Here is a 19,036-nt window from a genome sequence, read left to right as displayed (position 1 = left end):
CGGACGTAGTCCGAGATCATTCAGCCAGGCTACGGTCTCGTCAAAGGGCGGGCGGCTCGTCGCCCATCGGCACGCCGACGCGGTCGCGGGGGTGCCGCTCGACCGACGAGACGTCGTCGGAGGGACCCTCCTCGTCGCGGATGATGTGCTTCACCTGGCGGGCCGACGCCGACCCGCGACCGGCGATCACGGCGTCGTCTTTCGAGTCGTAGCCCGATCCGATCACACCGCCCTCACCCTCGATGCGGTTGAACCAGATGCCATTGCGGTGGAACGTCTCGATATCTCCGGCGGCCATGCCCTCACTCCTTCGAACTTCCCCTCTTTCTACGCGACGCCTCCGACACCCTGAACCCCCTTGCCGTATCCCGTACCGACGGGTATCCCGCCCCACCCTCCGCGCTGCGGGGGTGGCGGGATCGAAATCGCACGCCCCAGGGCCCGCGAGCGTGCGATTTTGATCCCGCACCGGCGGAACGGGGGCGGGGGACGCGGAACGGGGGCGCGGAACGGGAAAAGTTCCGCAACATCGCGGACACAACACCGATATATTCCAGACATCGGACTTCCCTAGGGTGCGAGCATCCCGCTCGCGCCGCACCGGCCACAAGCCACCCCGCACCACGACGACGTGACAGGTCGCTCCTCGACCATGCCTACCCGAAAGCACTCATGACCCGACGCACCTCACCCCTGCGGCGACGGATGCTCGCGACCACCACGGTCGCGGCGCTCCTCGCCGCCTCCCTCCTCGCGGCAGCCGCCCCGGCATCCGCGGCCGAACCGATCGACGGCGCCCACACCTCCGGCGATCCGATGTTCCCGAACGTCGGCAACGGCGGCTACGACGCCCTCGACTACGAGGTCACCATCGCGTGGAGCCCCACGGGCTTCGCGAACGGCGTGGCCACCGGTGTGTTCGACGAGGCATCCACCGTGATGACCGCCCGCGCGCTCGTGCCGCTGAAGTCGTTCTCGATGGACTTCGAGGGCCTGACCGTCGACAGCGTCGAGGTGAACGGCCAGCCCGCCACCTGGACGCGCGACATCGACGCCGCCGCCATCAAGTACAAGCTCGTCGTCACCCCCGCAACGCCGGTGGAGGGCGACTTCGCCGTCGAGGTGAAGTATCACGGCGTGCCGCAGTACCACACCGACGCCGACGGCAGCCAGGAAGGCTGGAGCGGCACGAACGACGGTGCGATGCTGCTGGGTCAGCCCATCGGCATGATGACCGCCTTCCCGCACAACAACACCCCGAGCGACAAGGCGACCTACCGCATCGAGGTCGACGCTCCGTCGACGAGCACCGACGCGAACGGCGTCTCGGCCCCCACCGAGGTCGCCAGCAACGGCGAGCTCGTGGCGAAGATCCCGCGCACCGACGGCTCGCGCACCACCTGGGTCTGGTACCAGCAGGAGCAGATGGCCTCGGAGCTCGTCGTCATCGGCATCGGCCGCTACGAGCTGGTCCAGGGTACGGTGACGCTGTCGGACGGCCGTGCCATCCCGTCGCTGTCGTACATCGACTTCGGTTACACCGACGCTCAGAAGACGACGGTGCGCAACCGCATCGCCCAGCTGCAGCCCATCACGCAGAACCTCGAGAAGATGTTCGGCCCGTACCCGGGCAACAGCACCGGCGTGATCGTGAAGTCCGTGCCGGTCGCCATCAACTACGCGCTCGAGACGCAGGACCGCTCGTTCTTCCCGAGCGTCGGGTCGGTGAACGGCAACACCCTCATCCACGAGCTGGTGCACCAGTGGTACGGCAACAACGTCGCCCCCACCACCTGGACCGACATCTGGATGGGCGAGGGCATGGCGACCTGGGCGCCGACCTACTACAACACCACCGAGGGCTTCGGAGCCACCACCGCGCGCTCGGAACAGACCTACTTCACCTCGTGGAACAACAAGGCCGCCTCGAGCGCGGACTGGAACATCGCCCCCGGCGTGCAGACCGATTCGGCAGAGCTGTACAGCTACCAGACCTACACGCGCAGCGCGCAGTTCTGGGCGGCACTGCGGGTCGCGATCGGCGACGAGCCCTTCTTCGCGCTGATCTCGAAGTGGCAGACCGACAACAGCGGCACGAGCCGCACCGGCGCGGAACTGCTCGCCCTCGCCGAGACGCTGTCGGGTCGCGACCTCGACGCGTTCTGGAGCGACTGGATCCTCGAGCCCGGCAAGCCCGCCTGGCCCGACAAGTCGACGATCGAGCTGACGACGGATGCCGTCGCCCCGCTCGAACCCGGCGACAAGACGCTCCTCACCGTCACCGCCGCGAACACGGGCTTCGTGCCGCTGGCTGCGACGACCGTCTCCGTCGACCTCTCCGGCGTGCTGGCGAACGCGACGCTCGGGGCACTTCCCGCCGAGGCATCCGTCTCGGGCACGACCCTCACCTGGACCGTTCCCGCGATTCCGCCGGGGGACATCGCCGAGCTGTCGTTCACCGCGACGATCGACGATGACGCCCCCGGTGGCAGCGTCGTGGTCGCCGCCTCGTCGGCGAGCCTCGGCACGACCTGCGAGAACTGCACGGCCGAGTTCGCCGTCGAAGAGGTTCTGGCGCCGACGCAGGCCCCGACCATCGCCGGGGAGGCCGTGGTCGGACAGACGCTCACCGCCACCTCGAACGGCTGGCCCGAGGGCACCGTGCTCAGCTACCAGTGGAACATCGACGGCAAGCCGTACGCCCCGGCCCCGGCCGACCCGGCGGATGCCGACGCGGATGCCGAGCCGGTGCTGCTGCTCGCCGCGGCCGACGTCGCGGCGAACCAGTTCGTGATCCCGGCCGAGGCCCTCGGCACCCGCATCACGGTCACCGTCACGGGCACGCTCCCGGGCTTCCGCGACGGCTCGGCGACGAGCGCCCCGACCGCGGTCGTCGTCGCTGCCGCAGCTCCCGGTGGGGGCGGCGGAGTCGGCGGAGGTGCGGGCACGCCCGGCGCCGGTGCGGCCGACCCGGACGGCCAGTTGAGCGCCACGGGGGGAGAACTGCCGATCGCGGCCGGTCTGCTGGCCCTTGTGATGCTCGTCGGCGGAGGAATCGTCGCCGTCGCACGACGCCGCAGCCGCCTGGAGGTCTGAGCCTCGTTGCATGACCGGAGCGCCCGTCCCCTCGTGGGGCGGGCGCTCTCGCGTGTGCGGCTCGGCCCGTGCGGCGGTGCGGCAGGCCGTGAACGGCCCGTGCGGCCTAGGCGCGCGCGGCGGTGCGGATGCCCGAGACGATCAGTTCCAGGCCCGCGGCGAAGTCGTGCGCCGGAGAGTCACCAACCGCCTCCGGCGAGAGGTCGGCCACCGGGGCCGCCGCGCCGACGACGGCGGCGTGCAGGCGCTGCTGCTCGTGGAAGGTGAACCCGATCACGAAGTGCACCAGGGTGTCGGCGGCGACGCGGGCCGCGGCATCCGCCAGTCCTGCGCCGCGGGCGGCGTCGACGAGGCGGGTGCGGGCGGGAAGGTCGAGCAGACCGAGCGCGAGAGAGCTCGACACGATCTCGGCGCCGTCGCGGTGGGCGAGCAGGCGGTCGCGGAGGGCCGCGGCGATGTCGGCGAGGTCGTCGGAGCGCACGGCATCCGCCCCGCCGACGATCCGTGCGCTGACCGCGGCGAGCAGCGCCTGCTTGTTCGGGAAGTGCCAGTAGAGGGCGCTGACCTGCAGGTCGAGGGCGTCGGCGATGCGCCGCATCGAGAGCCCCGCAATGCCGTGCTCGTCGAGCACCGCCATCGCCGCGTCGACCACATCGACCTTGCCGCGGCGGGCCGAGGCCGCGTCGTCGGATGCCGGAGTCATACCGCGACTCTACCGAACGCTGTTCATGAGCCGACGGGCGGCGCCGGCGGATGGTGCCGTGCGCGTGCGCGCACCAACTCAGGACCGACGGTCGGGAATCGGGCCGAGATCTCCCCGGAGGCCCGATTCCGTCGCGGCGGTCCTGAGTTGGTGTGGGGCGAGCCCGGCGTCAGGCGACGTCGAGCACCCAGGTCACACCGAACCGGTCGGTGAGCATGCCGAAACCGGCCGACCAGGCCGACGCGGCGAGCGGTTCGATGACCGTCGCACCGTCGGCGAGCGCCTGCCAGTACCCGGTGAGCTCGTCGAGCGAGGTGGCCCGCAGCGACTGGAAGAACGGGCGGTCGGTGATCGTCACGCCGTTCTCGCGGCGGGTGCGGCCGGCCGCGATCGGCGCCTCGGTCGCCCCCGGGATGTCGTAGGCCATGAGGGCGATCGCGCCCCCTGTGACCTGTCCGAACACGACGCCGTCGGCGCCGGGAGCCTCGGCCGGCATGCCGAAGTCGGCGTAGGTCGCGGCCATGACGGTGCCGCCGAAGACGTCTGCGTAGAAGTCGAGCGCGGCGCGTGCGGTGCCGGCGAAGTTGAGGTGGGTGGTGGTGGTGACGGTCATGATGCCTCCTGGTTGGTGGTCGAGCGGATGCCCGTACGAGAAGACTCGCAACAGAAGCGGTCAGTTTCGGTCCGCTACTTCACGCAGAATGAGGGCATGACCGGAAGCTCGTCTCGCATGCTCGCGCTGCTCTCCCTGCTGCAGACGCAGCGCGACTGGCCGGGCGCGGTGCTCGCCGATCGCCTGGGCGTGAGTCCCCGCACGGTGCGCCGCGACGTCGACCGGCTGCGCGACCTCGGCTACCGCATCGGCGCGATGAAAGGACCCGACGGCGGATACCGGCTCGCCGCAGGGTCGGAGCTTCCGCCACTGCTGTTCGACGACGAGCAGGCCCTCGCTGTGGCGGTCGCCCTGCAGAGCATGCCGTCGAGCGGGATCGACATCGACGACGGTGCCGAACGGGCCCTCGCCACCATCCGGCAGGTCATGCCGTCGCGCCTGCGACATCGGGTCGACGGCATCCGCTTCGCCGGTTCCCCGAGCGCCGATCGAGTCGACCCCGCCACGCTCGACGCGGTCACGGGCGCGGTACGCGACCGCCACGTGCTGCGGTTCGACTACGCGGCCCGGGACGCGGCGGATGCCCCGCGCCGGCGCGTCGAACCGCACGAGGTCGTGTCGCGCGGCGGCCGGTGGTACCTCGTCGCGTGGGACCTGGAGCGCGAGGACTGGCGCATCTTCCGCCTCGACCGGGTGCATCCGCGCATCCCGACCGGTCCGTCGTTCGCGCAGCGCGCGCTGCCCGATGACATGGACGCGCAGACGTTCGTCGCCGCCCGCGCGAAGGGATCGGATGCCGGTGACCGCTGGCCGTGCGTCGGCACGGTGGTGCTCGCGCTGCCTCTTCGGGACGTGACCCCGTTCCTCGACGACGCCACGGCCGCGGAGGTGGATGCCGAGTCGTGCCGGGTGACCGCGGGGTCCTGGTCGTGGACGGGCCTGCTCGCCTGGCTCGCGCGCTTCGACGCCCCGTTCACGATCGACGGCCCTTCGGCGCTGGCCGAGGCATCCGCGGTTCTCGCCGCCCGCCTCGCCGCCGCTTCCGCCCCTTAACCCACCCCCCTCCACCGCATGCGGGATCGATATGTCAGCTCCAGAGGGCCGGGAACCCGACATATTGATCCCGCAGCGGCGGTGGGGGGCGGGGGGCGCGGGCGGTGGGGCGGGGTGGGGGCGGTGGGGGGCGGGAGTGTCGGACCTCGCCGGTAGACTGAACCTGCCCCGCCGGCCCCTTCCCTTGGAGTGTGCGTGACCACCGCCCCTGCACCCGCCCGCAAGCACGTCCCCGACTCCGTCTCGAACGCGATCGAGACGCCCGAGAAGGAGCAGCCCTACGCGGCGCTCGGCCTGAAGGACGACGAGTACGCGAAGATCCGCGAGATCCTCGGGCGCCGCCCCACGTCCGGCGAGCTGGCGATGTACTCCGTCATGTGGTCGGAGCACTGCTCGTACAAGAGCAGCAAGAACTACCTGCGCCGCTTCGGCCAGAAGGTCTCCGACGAGATGAAGGAACGCCTCATGGTCGGCATGGGGCAGAACGCGGGCGTCGTCGACGTCGGCGAGGGCTGGGCCGTCACCTTCAAGGCAGAGAGCCACAACCACCCCAGCTTCATCGAGCCGTTCCAGGGCGCCGCGACCGGCGTCGGCGGCATCGTGCGCGACATCATCTCGATGGGCGCGCGCCCGGTCGCCGTGATGGATGCCCTGCGCTTCGGCGCGATCGACCACCCCGACACCGCCCGCGTGGTGCACGGCGTGACGAGCGGCATCAGCTTCTACGGCAACTGCCTCGGGCTGCCGAACATCGGCGGCGAGACCGTCTTCGACTCCGTCTACCAGGCCAACCCGCTCGTGAACGCGCTCGCCGTGGGCGTGCTGCGCCACGAAGACCTCAAGCTCGCGAACGCGACCGGTGTCGGCAACAAGGTCGTGCTGTTCGGCGCCCGCACGGGTGGCGACGGCATCGGCGGCGCGAGCATTCTCGCCTCCGACACGTTCGCCGACGGCGGCCCGACCAAGCGCCCCGCGGTGCAGGTCGGCGACCCCTTCGCCGAAAAGGTGCTCATCGAGTGCTGCCTCGAGCTGTACCGCGACGAGCTGGTCGAGGCCATCCAAGACCTCGGTGCCGCCGGCATCTCGTGCGCGACCAGCGAGCTCGCCGCGAACGGCAACAGCGGTATGCACGTGTCGCTCGACAACGTTCTGCTGCGCGACCCCTCGCTGACGGCCGAAGAGATCCTCATGTCGGAGTCGCAGGAGCGCATGATGGCGGTCGTCGCGCCCGAGAAGCTCGACGCTTTCCTCGCCGTCGTCGGCAAGTGGGAGGTCGAGACCTCGGTGCTCGGCGAGGTCACCGGCGACGGACGCCTCGTCATCGACTGGCAGGGCGAGCGCATCGTCGACGTCGACCCGTCGACGGTTGCGGTCGACGGCCCGGTCTACGACCGCCCGGTCGCGTACCCGACGTGGATCGACGCGCTCCAGGCGGATGCCGCCGAGAACCTGCCCCGTGCGACCGACCCCCAGACGCTGCGCGAGCAGTTCCTCGCGCTCGTCGCCTCGCCGAACCTCGCCGACACCTCGTGGATCACGAACCAGTACGACTACTACGTGCTCGGCAACACGGCCCTCAGCTTCCCCGACGACGCCGGCATGATCCGCGTCGACGAGGAGTCGGGCCTCGGCTTCTCGATCGCGACCGACGCGAACGGCCGCTACTGCCAGCTCGACCCGTACGCGGGTGCCCAGCTCGCGCTGGCCGAGGCGTACCGCAACGTCGCCGTCACCGGCGCGGTGCCCACCGCCATCACCGACTGCCTCAACTTCGGCTCGCCCGAGAACCCCGAGGTCATGTGGCAGTTCGGGCAGACCGTCGACGGTCTGGCCGACGGATGCTACGAACTGGGCACCCCGGTCACCGGCGGCAACGTCTCGTTCTACAACCAGACCGGCGACGTGCCGATCCACCCCACCCCGCTCGTGGGCGTGCTCGGCATCATCGACGACGTCTCGCGCCGCATTCCGTCGGGGTGGCAGGACGAGGGTCAGAACATCTACCTGCTCGGCACCACCTCGACCGAGCTCTCGGGTTCGGCGTGGGCCGAGGTCGTGCACCAGCACCTCGGCGGACTCCCCCCGAAGGTCGACCTCGCGGGTGAGAAGCGCCTCGCCGGCCTCCTCGCCGCCGCGCGCGACGAGTGGCTGATCTCGTCGGCGCACGACCTGTCGGAGGGCGGCCTCGCGCAGGCGCTCGCCGAGGGTGTCATGCGCTTCGGCGTCGGGGCCCGCGTGTGGCTGACCGAGATCATGGAGCGCGACGGTGTGGATGCGGCATCCGCCCTGTTCTCGGAGTCGACCGGTCGCGTCATCGTGACGGTGCCGCGAGAAGACGACGTGAAGTTCCGCGGACTCTGCGAGGGCCGCGGCTACCCGGTCATGCGCATCGGTGTCACCGACAGCGAGCCGCAGCTCGAGGTGCAAGACGTGTTCACCGTCTCGGCCGACGAGCTGCGCGAGCGCTCGACCGCGACGCTGCCGTCGTACTTCGGTCCGACCGTCACCGAGCCGGTGGCCTGATGAGCGGCGACGACCTCAGCGAGGACTACGGCGATCTCGGCGAGCGCCGTAACCGCCGCATCCGCGTCGTGTCGTGGGTCGTCATCATCGCGCTGCTGCTCGGCGGCGGTGGCGCGACGCTGTTCACCCTCCTCCCCGGCTTCTGACCGAAGCACCCAGCGGGGAGCCCGGTCAGCGGGAGAAGAGGAAGCGGGCGAGGCGCACGACCGACTCGGGATCGCGGGCCTCCCGGCCGAGCGCCTCAACGATGATCGCGCCGAGGATGGCGCGTCCGATCTCCTGCACGGGAGCCGTCTCGGGCAGCTGACCGGCACGGATGCCCGCGCGCAGCCGCGAGCCGAGATGCTCCTCGACACCCAGGCTCTGGCCGAGGTGCTGACCCACCCCGGCATCCTCGGTCGCGGCGGCGACGAGCGACCGCAGCAGCACCCCTCCCTCGGGGGCGTCGAGGATCGACAGCACGCTCCGCAGCCACGACTCGACATCGGAGAGCAGTTCGCCGGTGTCTGGAACCTCGAAGTCGACCGGCACCAACCGGCCCTCGGCGAGGCACTCGCCGATCAGCGCGCCGCGGGAGGGCCACCACCGGTAGATCGTCTGCTTGCCGACGCCGGCCTCTTTGGCAATGCCCTCGATCGTGAGGCGGTCATAGCCTTGATTGTGGAAGAGACGGGATGTGGCATCCAGGATGGCCTCGCGCGCAGCGGTGCTGCGGACGGGTCCGCTCCGGTGCTCGTTCGTCATCCGTTCAGGATAGCCACAGAAGGCTAGACGAGACGTACCGTATGATCTGAAGGTCTGAAGGAGATCACCTTGGCTTCACTGCTCTTCCGTCTCGGTACTTTCGCTGCCCGCAAGGCGTGGACCGTGATCATCACCTGGATCGTGCTGCTCGGCCTCGGCGTCGGCGCTTTCCTCACGTTCGGCGGCACGCTCAGCAACAGCTTCGACATCCCGGGGACCGCCTCGGGCAAGGTCATCGACGAGCTCGCCGACGAACTGCCCGACACCGCCGGCGGCACCGGCACCGTCGTCTATCAAACCGACGACGGCGAGCCCTTCACCGACGAGCAGAAGGCCGCGATCTCCGACCTCGCGACCAGCGCCGAAGATCTCGACGGGGTCGCCGCGGTCATCGACCCGTTCGCCACCCAGCAGCAGCAGGCCGAGCAGGCGCAGCAGCTCGCCGACGGTGAGCAGCAGATCGCCGACGGCCGCACCCAGCTCGACGCGGGGCAGGCTCAGATCGATTCGGGACGCACCCAGCTCGAGGCCGGCATCGCGCAGATCGACGCGGCCCGCGCCCAGGCCGAGGCCGCCGGCGCTCCCGCCGCGCAGCTCGCCGGCATCGACGCGCAGAAGCTGCAGCTGACCGCTCAGCTCACCGAGCTCGAGACGCAGCAGCAGACCCTGAACAGCGGCCGCGACGAACTCAAGGCGAACGCGGAGCAGGCCGAGCTCGGCCGCACGCTGCTCGACCTCGCGAACGGCATCGGCGTGGTCTCGGAAGACGGGTCGACCGCGATCGTCAACGTGTCGTTCGTCGACCCCCGCCTCGAGCTCTCCGAAGAGGTCAAGCAGAGCGCCATCGACCACTTCCGCGATGAGCCGATCGACGGCGTCACGGTCGACTTCGGCACCGACATCGCGCAGGGCGTGCCCGAGATCTTCGGAATCGGCGAGGCCGTCGGCCTGGCATTCGCGGCCGTCGTGCTCATCGTCATGCTCGGCACCCTGCTCGGCGCGGCCCTCCCCATCGTCACGGCGGTGGTCGGCGTGGGCGTCGGTGTGACGGCATCCCTCGCCTTCTCGGGCGTCGTCGACATGGCATCCGTCACCCCCGTCCTGGGTGTGATGCTCGGTCTCGCCGTCGGCATCGACTACTCGCTCTTCATCGTCAACCGGCACCGCAAGCAGGTGCTCGCCGGCTCTCCGCTGCGCGAGTCGATCGGCCTGGCGACCGGCACCTCGGGCACCGCGGTCGTCTTCGCGGGCGCGACGGTGATCGTCGCGCTGCTCGCGCTCAACGTGACCGGCGTGCCGTTCCTCGGCCTCATGGGCACCGTCGGCGCAGTGTGCGTCGCGATCGCCGTGCTCGTCGCGGTCACGCTCGCCCCGGCCATCCTCGGCCTGCTGGGCGAGCGCCTGCTCAGCCGCAAGGCGCGCGCCGCCGTCGGACAGCCGCACGCCGTCGGCAAGCCCGTGAAGCGCATGTCGACGCTGCGCGCGATCGTCACGGCGCTCGTCAGCGTCGCGGCCCTGCTCATCATCGCGATCCCGGCCATGTCGATGCGGCTGGGGCTGCCCGACGGCGGCAGCGAGCCCGACGATTCCACCAGCTACCGCGCCTTCCACGCGGTCGAAGACCAGTTCGGCGCCGGAGCCAACGGCCCGCTGCTCGTCACCGCCACGCTCGACGAGGGCGTGAGCGACGACGATCTCGTCGCGACGCAGGTCGAGGTCGCGCAGAAGCTCGCCGACCAGGACGACGTCGTCGCCGTGGCCCCCGTCGCCGCATCCGACGACAACGCCCTGCTCGCGTTCCAGGTGCTGCCCGCGGAGGGGCCGAACAGCCCGTCGACCGAGAAGCTCGTGCAGAGCATCCGCGCCCTGCCCGACCTCGACGGCGGCATCACGCTCGGCGTCGCAGGCCAGGCGGCGGTGAACATCGACATCTCCGAGGCGCTCGCGAGCGTGCTGCCGCTGTACCTCGTGGTGGTCGTCGGTCTGTCGCTGCTCATCATGATCGTCGTGTTCCGCTCGCTGCTCGTGCCGATCATCGCGACGGGAGGGTTCGTGCTGTCGCTGTTCGCGACATACGGACTCATCGTCTCGGTGTTCCAGTTCGGCTGGGGCGCCGACCTCATCGGCCTGCACAGCACCGGCCCGATCCTCAGCTTCCTGCCGGTGATCCTCGTCGGCATCCTGTTCGGCCTGGCGATGGACTATCAGCTGTTCCTCGCCTCCGGCATGCGCGAGGCGTACGTGCACGGCGCATCGGCACGGGATGCCGTGGCGCAGGGGTTCCGGGCGGGCCGCTCGGTCGTGATCGCCGCCGCGCTGATCATGGTCTCGGTGTTCGGTGGATTCGTGTTCTCGGAGTCGACGATCATCCGCTCGATCGGGTTCGGCCTGGCGTTCGGCGTGCTGCTCGACGCGTTCGTGGTGCGGATGCTGCTCATGCCGGCGCTCATGCACCTGCTCGGGAAGTCGGCGTGGTGGTTGCCGCGCTGGCTCGACCGTGCGCTGCCGAACGTCGACATGGAGGGCGCCGCGCTCGAGCGCGACCACCCCTCGGTGCACGTCGACGCCGCGCCCGCCATGGCCGACGCCGCTCCGACCCGCACACGGGGGTCGCGCGACGGTGCGGTTCCGCGCACGCGGGATGAGCGCAAGGCCGCGCGGGCCGAGGGTTCCGTGCCGCGCACCCGGGCCGAGCGCAAGCGGCGCGAGCGCGGCTGAGTTCCATGCCTCTCGCGCGAGGGGTCAAAAAGTGCCGCGTCCGGGGGCTCCCGCACGGCGTGTCTTGACCCCTCACGTGCAGAATGACCCCTCACGTTGGATGCGGGTGGTGGGGGGCGAAATTCCTGCGCGAGGGGTCAGAAAGTGCCGCGTCCGGGCGTTCCCGCACGGCGTGTCTTGACCCCTCACCCTTGGACGCGGGTGGGTAGGGGCCTGGGCGCGGGAGCGGGCACGAAGGGCGACGCGGGTAGGGTGGCCGGCATGGAGGAGGACGAGGGACGCCTACGGGCGCTGCTCACCGCGATGCGCACCCAGGCGGATGCTCGGGTCCGCGCGACCGCGGCGATCCTCGACGAGCTCACGCACGACCGCGAGGGCTCGAACGACGACGATGAGCACGACCCTGAGGGCGTCACCCTTTCGTCGGAGTGGTCGCGCCTGACGGGTCTCGCCGAGGCCGCGGCATCCGAACTGCGGCAGGTCGATGACGCGCTCGCCCGCATGGATGCCGGCACCTACGGCGTGTGCCTGCACTGCGGTCGACCGATCCCCGCCGCGCGCCTCGAGATCCGCCCCTTTGCCGAGTACTGCGTCGCCTGCGCGACCGCCCTCGGTCGCTGATCCGATCCCCCTCGGCGGGCTGCTGAATCCTTGCGGACGCGCCGTCCCACCCGCACAACTTCGGAGTTGCGTCCCGACACGCCGACCCGCGGCCGTCGGCGACGGCGCGTCTGCGCAGAAATCCGAAGTTGTGCAGACGGCGCGGGGGCGGGCGGCGAGGGACGCGCGCGCGGTCAGGCGGCGGGGCGGTGCGAGGCGAGCAGCACGCCGTTCCAGAGGCGGGTCAGGCGCTCGACCATGTCGACCGACGAGTCGAGCAGCCACTGCATCTGCAGCCCGTCCGAGACGGCGATGATGATGTCGACGGTGATGGGCACGTCGATGGTCGGTCCGACGTCTCCGGATGCCTGCGCCCGCTCGATCACATCGGTCAGCAGTCGCCGCGCACCGGCGTAGTGCTCGACGAAGTACTCGTTGGCGGGGTGACCGGGGATGGTCGCCTCGGCCGAGAACTCGACGAAGAGGCGCACGAGTCCCGGCACCGACACGTTGTGGTCGATCACCGCGAGCCACCCGTCGAACGTCAGGTCGGGGGCGAGGAACCGATCGAGGTCGCGGTTGTCCTTGGCGCGCAGCACCTCCATGTACAGCTCCTCACGCGAGGAGAAGTAGTGCATGAGCCCGGGCTGGGTGAGCCCGACCCGCTCGGCGATCTCGCGATTGGAGGCCTTCCGGTATCCGACCTCGGCAACGACATCGAGAGCGACCTGCAGGATCTCCTCCCGCTTCGCGATCCCCTTCGCGTATCTCCCCCGAGCTGTCATGGGCACATTCTAGGTTCCGGCGGCGCAGAACGCGCCGATGCCGTTCGCGTCCTGTCATCGATTTCACAACGGTCGCGCGCGACACGACGCGCGCTCACTCGCCCGCAGTCGCGACCGTCTCCTCGATGACCGTGACAGCGGCGAGCATCTCGGCCGACGGCACCGCAACCTGCCGGGTCACGAGCATCCGCCCGAAAGCCTGCAGCGCCGGCTGCACGTAGTCGCCGCCCACCACGATCTCCCGGTCGACGCTCCCCTGCGCACCCTCCGCCGTCACGCGGAACGGGACCTCGAGGTCAGGCCGAACAAAGTCGAGCGCGACCTCGACCTCGCCCGACCGGTAGCGCGCGATCAGTCCTCGGTCGTGCGCCGAGACCCGCAGATCGCCCGGCTCGCCGGGTGCGAGTCGCTGAGCGAGGTCGGCATGGTGGATGCCGTAGAAGAAGAGGCCGCCGAACGGGCCGTCCGGGTCGGCGGGCCCCGACACGGTGAGGCGGCGCACGGGTCCGATGCCGGGGAGGGCGGCGGCGACGGCATCCGTGTCGGACAGCCACCGCAACGTCGACGACGAAGTGAGGAGCGCTCCTCCGCGCCCGGCCGCCACGACCATGGCCTCGGCATCCGCCCGGGTCTCGGCGAACGGCTTGTCGACCCACACCGGCACGCCCGCCTCGAGGAACGGCACCGCGAGGTCGCGGTGCGTGGCGCCGTCGCGGGTCGTGATGATGAACGCATCCACCTCGCCGACGAGAGCGCGCACGTCGTCGACCACGCGCTCGACCCTGCCGAGCTCGGCGAGGCGCGCGGTGCGTTCGGGATCGCCCGCCACGATCGCCGTCGCCCGCAGCGCCGGCGCCTCGTCGAGGCCGAGGTGACGCAGGATGTGCTCGGCATGACTGTTCTCGATACCGACGAGGCCGACGCGCACAGGATGCATGCCTCCATCCTCGCGGACACCCCCGTCGCGCGTCGTGCCCCGCCAGTAGGCTGAGCACATCATGCAACCGTTGCTGGACTTCGCGGGCGACTTCTGGTGGCTCATCTTCCCCCTGATGGCCGCCGCCGGCGGCGCTGCCACGTCGTGGGAACGCGCGTCGAAGCGGCGGCACGAACGGCGCATCGAGACGCTCAAGGTCAAGGCGCAGCTGAAGCAGGCTCAGATCGACGCGCGGTCGGGCGGGCGGACGCGCGCCACCGTCGTCGACTCGGCGCCGTCCGTCGCTCCCAACGACCTTCTGGTGCGCCTGTTCGCCGAGCACGACGAGATCACCGCGCGCTGGCTCGACTACGAGCTCGACGTGTCGAAGCTGATCGCGTTCCCCGCGATGAGCGACGGTCGACAGCCGTTGACCGCGGCGTTCCTGCGCGCGAAGCGCACCGCGGATGCCCTGCGGCCCACGTCGGCCGAGGCGAAGGTCACCGAACAGCAGGTGGCGGAATACCTCGATGCCGTCGGAGCCTACGCGGTGGCGTTCGAGGTGGCCGAGAAGGATGCCCGGCGCCTGCGCGACTCGACCTTCACCGAGACCGAGCGCAAACGCCTCGACCGTGCGCAGAAACTGCTCACCGTCGCGGTCGACGAGTCGGCAACGCAGGCCGAGCGCAACCTCGCCTACAAGCGGGTGCGCGAAGAACTCGACGGGCTGATCCTGCTGTCGGACGAGGCCGTCGAAGTGCTCGAGAAGAAGGTCGCGCGCGAGCTGACGCGCGGGACGGAGGACCCCTCGTGAACGTCGAGAACCTGACCGGACCGATCTGCGTGCACGCCGAGACTCCCGTGTGGTCGACGTCGTGGGGCGGCATCCGATGGGTGGATGCCGAGGCCGCCGACCTCGTGACCCTGCGCGACGACGGCATCCACCGGCTGCACCTCGACGACACCTATGCGGCGTTCTGCCGTCCCCGGGTCGGGGGTGGTTTCGTGGCGTTCGGCGCGCGGTCGATGCACCTGTCCGACTCGGCCGACGGGCCCGCCCAGGTGGTGGCGACCTTCGACCTCGGCGAGGCGCAGTTCAACGACGGCACGGTCGACCCGCGGGGGCGGCTGCTGGCCGGGTCGATGGCGACCGGCGACGGGCCGGCAGGCCGCGTGCTGCGGATCGGCGCGGACCTGTCTGCGACGCAGGTGCTGTCGCGCGTGACGGTGTCGAACGGCGTGGCCTTCGCGCCGGGCGGCGGTCGGGCGTATTACGTCGACACCGAGACGCAGCGCGTCGACGTGTTCGACGTGAGCGAGGGCGAGCTGCGCGGGCGCCGCGGCTTCGTCACGATCGACGAGGAGCACGGGTCGCCCGACGGCCTCACCGTCGCGGCTGACGGTTCGGTGTGGGTGGCGCTGTGGGGCGGATCGGCCGTGCACGGCTACGCGCCCGACGGGTCGCTGATCGAGCGGATCGAGCTGCCCGTGCCGCGGGTGAGCGCCTGCACGTTCGGCGGCGACGACCTCGGCACGCTCTACATCACGACCTCGGCGCAGGGCCTCGACCCCGACCACGGCACCGAGGCGGGTTCGCTGTTCGCGGTACGCCCCGGGGTGACCGGCATGCCCGCGGCGGCGTTCGCGGGCTGAGTGCCGCGGGCGGGGTCGCGCGTGGGGCGCGGGCGCGTGGGCGTGAGGGGTCAAGACACGCCGTGTCCCGGGCCCCGAACGCGACCATTCCTGGCCCCTCACGTGGGGTGAGGGGAACGGGGACGCGGTCAGCGGGCGGCGGCGTAGCCGGGGTTGACCACGGGCACGGGCGCGCCGGCGAGGAAGTCGACGATGTTGCGGGCGGCGTGCACGGGAAGGTCGGCGAGAGCCTCGGGCGAGTACCACGCGGCGTGCGGCGACAGCAGCACCTGGTCGAGGTCGCGCAGCGGGGAGTCATCGGCCAGAGGTTCACCGTCGAACACGTCGAGCGCCGCCGCGCCCAGCCGCCCCGACCGCAGCGCCTCCGCCAGTGCGTGCTCGTCGACGAGCGGCCCGCGGCACGTGTTCACCACGACGGCCCCGCGCTTCATCGTCCGGAGCGCGGCGGCGTCGATCAGGTGGTGGGTCTCCGGGGTCAGCGGCACGTGCAGCGTGAGGATGTCGGCTCGTGCCACCGCATCCGCGATCTCGACCGGCTCGCATCCGGCATCGCGAACGGCCTCGGCGGCGGCGAACGGATCGGCGACCAGCACGCGGAAGCCCAGCGCCCGGCATCCGCGCGCCACCATCGACCCGATTCGGCCGAAGCCCAGCACCGACACGGTCGTCGTCGAGGGACGCACGGCGAGCGGCCGGGCATCCACCGCCTTCCACGTTCCCGCACGCACCGCGCGGTCGTACGCCGGAAGCCCGCGGGCCTGGGTCATGATCATCGCGATCGTGTGGGCGGCGACCTCTTCGATGCAGTAGCTCGGGGTGTTGGCGACGGCGATGCCGCGGGCGGTGGCCGCCTCGACGTCGACCATGTCGTAGCCGATGCCCACGCGGCTGATGATGCGGAGGTTCGGCATGCGATCCATGACCTCTGCGCCGACGGATGCCCACTGCACGACGAGCCCGGTCGCGTCGGAACCCGCGGCGGCGAGCGCCTCCGGATCGGATGCCGGAGCGCGATCGGCCCGCAGGCCGGAACTCCGCAGGGTGTCTTCGATGACGGTTCCCGGGAGGTCGCAGTCGGTCACGAGGATGAACGGCGCTGTCATGCCCCCGATGCTATAGCATCTAGCACTCCCGGACACCCGCCGCCCCCCGGCCCCTGCCCCGACCCGGGTGCTCCCGTCGCATTTTCTGTCGCTCCGGCCGACAAGAAGCGACAGAAATTGCGACGGGAGCAGAAGAAGAGGGGGAAGGAGGGACGGGGGGGGAAGGAAGGGACGGGGGAGGGAGGGAGGGGAAGAAGGGGCGGGGGGTCAGGGGGTGGGGTCGTAGAGGCTCAGCACGTGGTCGGCGGCGAACGCGGTGAGCTGCTCGGCGACCCGGCGGATGTCCTCCCGCGCGTAGTGCGTGCGCTCCCAACTGGCGTAGAGCGCGCACTGCATGGGCAGCCCGCGGTGGTGCAGGGGGCGCGACAGCAGCCCGAACCGCGGCGGCTCGACGACGACGCAGGGCCCGTGCCCGGCGGCCGACCGCGCTTGGATGATCGGCGCATCCGCTCCGAAGCTCGCCATCTCGACCGACCAGGCCTCGCTCTCGGCTGCCCGCTGGATCTGCGTCCACGCCGCGGAACCCGCGCCCGACGTGAGGAACGGGCCGGCGAGTAGGTCTTCGAGTTCGAGTCGCTCCCGCACGGCGAGCGGGTGCGAGGCGGGCAGCTGGCAGTACAGGGGCAGGGTGAGGATGCGGATGCTGCTCAGCCGGGCATCCGGTGGGGCGGTGGTGACCGCGAGGTCGGCCCCGGAGCGCAGCCGATCGTAGGTCTCGGCCGGGGTGGCGACCACGACGTCGGAGATCGGCCCGCCGCCCGCGATGAACGGCGCCAGCACCAGCACGCTCGTCATCTCGGGCGCGGCGGCGACGAACGAACGCTCCTTCTGCACGATCCCCGCCATGACCTCGCGTGCTCGCCGCCCGCGGCGCACGAGGTCGCGGGCCATGGGTTCGAGCCGCTCGCCGGCGTACGTGGTGACCATGCCCTGCGGCATCCGGCGGAAGAGGGATGCTCCCACCTGACGCTCCAGCGACGCGATCTGCCGCGACACCGTCGGCTGGGTTCGGATCAGCCGCTCGGCGGCCAGGCTCACCGATCCGTGGTCGAGCACCGCGACGAATGCTTCGAGTTCCCGCTCTCCGTACATACACAAATCGTATGTCTATCCTCGGATTCTTCATTGGACGGGCATGGCGTGGGACGATCAGGATGGCAGAACCCGACTCCCCCGAGACAGAGAGCCTTCCCGATGGCCCCTTCGCACAGCGAGATCAGTTCTGCCCGGCAACGACGTTCGATGGTCGGCGCCTTCGTCGGCACCGCGATCGAATGGTACGACTTCTACATCTTCGGCACGGCCGCCGCCCTCGTGTTCGGCCGCGTCTTCTACCCCGAGGTCGCGCCCGGCGCCGCCCTCCTCGCCTCCTTCGCCACGTTCTGGGTCGGCTTCCTCATGCGCCCCATCGGCGGGCTCGTGTTCGGCCACTTCGGCGACAAGTTCGGGCGCAAGAACGTGCTCGTCCTCACGCTCATCCTCATGGGTCTCGCGACCACGATGATCGGCCTCCTCCCGACCTACGCGCAGATCGGCATCTTCGCTCCGATCCTGCTCGTCGTGCTGCGCGGCCTGCAGGGCTTCGCGGTCGGCGGCGAATGGGGCGGCGCGGTGCTGCTGTCGACCGAGAACGCCCGCGCCGAGAAGAAGGGCCTCGCCGGCGCCTGGGTGCAGCAGGGCTCGCCCGCGGGTTCGATCCTCGCGACCGTGATGTTCCTGCTGGTGGGGCTGCTTCCCGACGACGCGTTCATCTCGTGGGGATGGCGCGTGCCGTTCCTGCTGTCGGCCGTGCTCGTGATCATCGGCCTCGTCATCCGCGTGAAGGTCGAGGAGTCGCCCGACTTCGAGGCCGCCAAGAAGTCGCAGGAGGTCGTGAGCGCCCCGGTGCTCGTCGCCATCCGCACCGCCCCGCTGCTCATCAGCCTCGGCGTGCTCGCGTCGGTCATGGGCATCTCGAACGCTTACTTCTCGAACACGTTCCTGCTCGCCTGGACCACGGGCTCGCTCGGCATCGACCGTCAGCTCATGCTGAACATCCTGCTCGGCATGGCCATCCTGCAGTTCGTGTGGCAGCCGATCGCCGCCAAGATCGCCGAGCGCTTCGGCATCGCCCGCGTGATGCTCGCCGGACTCGTGCTCAGCGTCGTGCTGACCGTGCCGTACTTCCTCGCGATCCAGGCCGCCTCCCCACTGTGGATCACCGTCACCCTGTACGCCACGATCATCGGCAGCACGGCCTACTACGCGCTGCTCGCGACTCTGCTGGCCTCGGCGTTCCCGGCGCGCATCCGCTACTCCGGTGTCTCGCTCGCCTACCAGCTGTGCGCCACGGTGTTCGGCGGATCGACCCCGCTCGTCGCGCAGTGGATCCTCAACTCCACCGGCGGCAGCGTGTGGGGCGTGGCGGTGTTCTACGCCGTGATGATCCTCGTCACGATCGCCGGCGTGTGGGGCCTCCAGCGCCGCATCGCCCGCTCGGTCGAGGCCGAGGTCACGGCGACCGCCCCCGCCACCGCCTGACGCTCGAGC

At 70.7% G+C, this 19,036-nt stretch carries 17 protein-coding genes; 9 read left to right on the top strand and 8 right to left on the bottom strand.

Annotation, left to right across the window (positions count from 1 at the left end):
* Positions 1-40: 40 nt before the first annotated feature.
* Positions 41-298: a hypothetical protein gene (locus RWS82_RS08270; RefSeq protein ID WP_314648733.1), complete on the bottom strand. Its 258-nt coding sequence runs from the start codon at positions 296-298 to the stop codon at positions 41-43.
* A 374-nt stretch (positions 299-672) separates the two neighbouring features.
* Between RWS82_RS08270 and RWS82_RS08265 the strand changes: the two genes are divergently transcribed.
* A complete protein-coding gene (locus RWS82_RS08265; RefSeq protein WP_314648731.1) occupies positions 673-3,096 on the top strand; it encodes a M1 family metallopeptidase in 2,424 nt (807 codons plus the stop codon).
* Positions 3,097-3,202: 106 nt separating this feature from the next.
* On the opposite strand, the gene RWS82_RS08260 is transcribed toward RWS82_RS08265, so the two are convergent.
* Together RWS82_RS08260 and RWS82_RS08255 are read right to left on the bottom strand one after the other, a co-directional pair.
* Complete coding sequence (locus tag RWS82_RS08260) at positions 3,203-3,799, bottom strand: TetR family transcriptional regulator (protein WP_314648728.1); 597 nt, start codon at positions 3,797-3,799, stop codon at positions 3,203-3,205.
* Between the two features lie 169 nt (positions 3,800-3,968).
* The gene (locus RWS82_RS08255) at positions 3,969-4,412 is read right to left on the bottom strand and encodes a VOC family protein (RefSeq protein ID WP_314648725.1); all 444 of its coding nucleotides are present in this window, start codon (positions 4,410-4,412) and stop codon (positions 3,969-3,971) included.
* Positions 4,413-4,508: 96 nt separating this feature from the next.
* On the opposite strand from RWS82_RS08255, the gene RWS82_RS08250 reads away from it, so the two are divergent.
* The 3 genes from RWS82_RS08250 (at position 4,509) to RWS82_RS08240 (ending at position 8,134) form a co-directional block, all read left to right on the top strand.
* Positions 4,509-5,465 (top strand): WYL domain-containing protein, encoded by a 957-nt coding sequence (locus RWS82_RS08250; protein WP_314648722.1) that lies wholly within the window; start codon positions 4,509-4,511, stop codon positions 5,463-5,465.
* 195 nt (positions 5,466-5,660) lie between these two features.
* A complete protein-coding gene (purL, locus tag RWS82_RS08245; RefSeq protein ID WP_314648719.1) occupies positions 5,661-7,988 on the top strand; it encodes a phosphoribosylformylglycinamidine synthase subunit PurL in 2,328 nt (775 codons plus the stop codon).
* Positions 7,988-8,134: a hypothetical protein gene (locus RWS82_RS08240; protein WP_314648717.1), complete on the top strand. Its 147-nt coding sequence runs from the start codon at positions 7,988-7,990 to the stop codon at positions 8,132-8,134. The genes purL and RWS82_RS08240 overlap by 1 nt, the downstream gene beginning before the upstream one ends.
* A gap of 25 nt (positions 8,135-8,159) precedes the next feature.
* On the opposite strand, the gene RWS82_RS08235 is transcribed toward RWS82_RS08240, so the two are convergent.
* Complete coding sequence (locus tag RWS82_RS08235; RefSeq protein WP_314648715.1) at positions 8,160-8,732, bottom strand: TetR/AcrR family transcriptional regulator; 573 nt, start codon at positions 8,730-8,732, stop codon at positions 8,160-8,162.
* A 69-nt stretch (positions 8,733-8,801) separates the two neighbouring features.
* Between RWS82_RS08235 and RWS82_RS08230 the strand changes: the two genes are divergently transcribed.
* Together RWS82_RS08230 and RWS82_RS08225 are read left to right on the top strand one after the other, a co-directional pair.
* Entirely contained in the window at positions 8,802-11,450 is a 2,649-nt protein-coding gene (locus RWS82_RS08230; protein ID WP_314648713.1) for an MMPL family transporter, read from the top strand.
* A gap of 261 nt (positions 11,451-11,711) precedes the next feature.
* The gene (locus RWS82_RS08225) at positions 11,712-12,071 is read left to right on the top strand and encodes a TraR/DksA C4-type zinc finger protein (protein ID WP_314648710.1); all 360 of its coding nucleotides are present in this window, start codon (positions 11,712-11,714) and stop codon (positions 12,069-12,071) included.
* A 173-nt stretch (positions 12,072-12,244) separates the two neighbouring features.
* Here RWS82_RS08225 and RWS82_RS08220 read toward each other — a convergent pair whose 3' ends face one another.
* Both RWS82_RS08220 and RWS82_RS08215 read right to left on the bottom strand, forming a co-directional pair.
* Positions 12,245-12,835: a TetR/AcrR family transcriptional regulator gene (locus tag RWS82_RS08220; protein ID WP_314648707.1), complete on the bottom strand. Its 591-nt coding sequence runs from the start codon at positions 12,833-12,835 to the stop codon at positions 12,245-12,247.
* A gap of 94 nt (positions 12,836-12,929) precedes the next feature.
* Positions 12,930-13,772, bottom strand: coding sequence for a Gfo/Idh/MocA family oxidoreductase (locus RWS82_RS08215; RefSeq protein WP_314648704.1), 843 nt, complete (start codon positions 13,770-13,772; stop codon positions 12,930-12,932).
* Between the two features lie 61 nt (positions 13,773-13,833).
* On the opposite strand from RWS82_RS08215, the gene RWS82_RS08210 reads away from it, so the two are divergent.
* Together RWS82_RS08210 and RWS82_RS08205 are read left to right on the top strand one after the other, a co-directional pair.
* On the top strand, positions 13,834-14,565 hold the full coding sequence (locus RWS82_RS08210; RefSeq protein WP_314648701.1) for a hypothetical protein: 732 nt from the start codon (positions 13,834-13,836) through the stop codon (positions 14,563-14,565).
* On the top strand, positions 14,562-15,404 hold the full coding sequence (locus tag RWS82_RS08205; RefSeq protein ID WP_314648698.1) for an SMP-30/gluconolactonase/LRE family protein: 843 nt from the start codon (positions 14,562-14,564) through the stop codon (positions 15,402-15,404). Before RWS82_RS08210 ends, RWS82_RS08205 begins: the two co-directional genes overlap by 4 nt.
* 128 nt (positions 15,405-15,532) lie before the next feature.
* On the opposite strand, the gene RWS82_RS08200 is transcribed toward RWS82_RS08205, so the two are convergent.
* Both RWS82_RS08200 and RWS82_RS08195 read right to left on the bottom strand, forming a co-directional pair.
* The gene (locus tag RWS82_RS08200; RefSeq protein WP_314648695.1) at positions 15,533-16,507 is read right to left on the bottom strand and encodes a C-terminal binding protein; all 975 of its coding nucleotides are present in this window, start codon (positions 16,505-16,507) and stop codon (positions 15,533-15,535) included.
* A gap of 207 nt (positions 16,508-16,714) precedes the next feature.
* A complete protein-coding gene (locus tag RWS82_RS08195; protein WP_314648693.1) occupies positions 16,715-17,599 on the bottom strand; it encodes a LysR family transcriptional regulator in 885 nt (294 codons plus the stop codon).
* Between the two features lie 102 nt (positions 17,600-17,701).
* Between RWS82_RS08195 and RWS82_RS08190 the strand changes: the two genes are divergently transcribed.
* A complete protein-coding gene (locus RWS82_RS08190) occupies positions 17,702-19,027 on the top strand; it encodes an MFS transporter (RefSeq protein WP_314648691.1) in 1,326 nt (441 codons plus the stop codon).
* Positions 19,028-19,036: the final 9 nt, after the last annotated feature.

Source organism: uncultured Microbacterium sp. (assembly GCF_963528945.1).
Classification (GTDB): Bacteria; Actinomycetota; Actinomycetes; order Actinomycetales; family Microbacteriaceae; genus Microbacterium.
This window is presented reverse-complemented; position numbering and strand designations above follow the sequence as displayed.

Bases quoted from the DNA above. Each gene is read 5' to 3' on its own strand.
- RWS82_RS08190 (WP_314648691.1), top strand. From the start codon at position 17,702: ATGGCCCCTTCGCACAGCGAGATCAGTTCTGCCCGGCAACGACGTTCG.
- RWS82_RS08215 (WP_314648704.1), bottom strand. From the start codon at position 13,772: ATGCATCCTGTGCGCGTCGGCCTCGTCGGTATCGAGAACAGTCATGCC.
- RWS82_RS08255 (WP_314648725.1), bottom strand. From the start codon at position 4,412: ATGACCGTCACCACCACCACCCACCTCAACTTCGCCGGCACCGCACGC.
- RWS82_RS08260 (WP_314648728.1), bottom strand. From the start codon at position 3,799: ATGACTCCGGCATCCGACGACGCGGCCTCGGCCCGCCGCGGCAAGGTC.
- RWS82_RS08200 (WP_314648695.1), bottom strand. From the start codon at position 16,507: ATGACAGCGCCGTTCATCCTCGTGACCGACTGCGACCTCCCGGGAACC.
- RWS82_RS08220 (WP_314648707.1), bottom strand. From the start codon at position 12,835: ATGACAGCTCGGGGGAGATACGCGAAGGGGATCGCGAAGCGGGAGGAG.
- RWS82_RS08265 (WP_314648731.1), top strand. From the start codon at position 673: ATGACCCGACGCACCTCACCCCTGCGGCGACGGATGCTCGCGACCACC.
- RWS82_RS08250 (WP_314648722.1), top strand. From the start codon at position 4,509: ATGACCGGAAGCTCGTCTCGCATGCTCGCGCTGCTCTCCCTGCTGCAG.
- RWS82_RS08270 (WP_314648733.1), bottom strand. From the start codon at position 298: ATGGCCGCCGGAGATATCGAGACGTTCCACCGCAATGGCATCTGGTTC.
- RWS82_RS08225 (WP_314648710.1), top strand. From the start codon at position 11,712: ATGGAGGAGGACGAGGGACGCCTACGGGCGCTGCTCACCGCGATGCGC.
- RWS82_RS08235 (WP_314648715.1), bottom strand. From the start codon at position 8,732: ATGACGAACGAGCACCGGAGCGGACCCGTCCGCAGCACCGCTGCGCGC.
- RWS82_RS08240 (WP_314648717.1), top strand. From the start codon at position 7,988: ATGAGCGGCGACGACCTCAGCGAGGACTACGGCGATCTCGGCGAGCGC.
- RWS82_RS08210 (WP_314648701.1), top strand. From the start codon at position 13,834: ATGCAACCGTTGCTGGACTTCGCGGGCGACTTCTGGTGGCTCATCTTC.
- RWS82_RS08195 (WP_314648693.1), bottom strand. From the start codon at position 17,599: ATGTACGGAGAGCGGGAACTCGAAGCATTCGTCGCGGTGCTCGACCAC.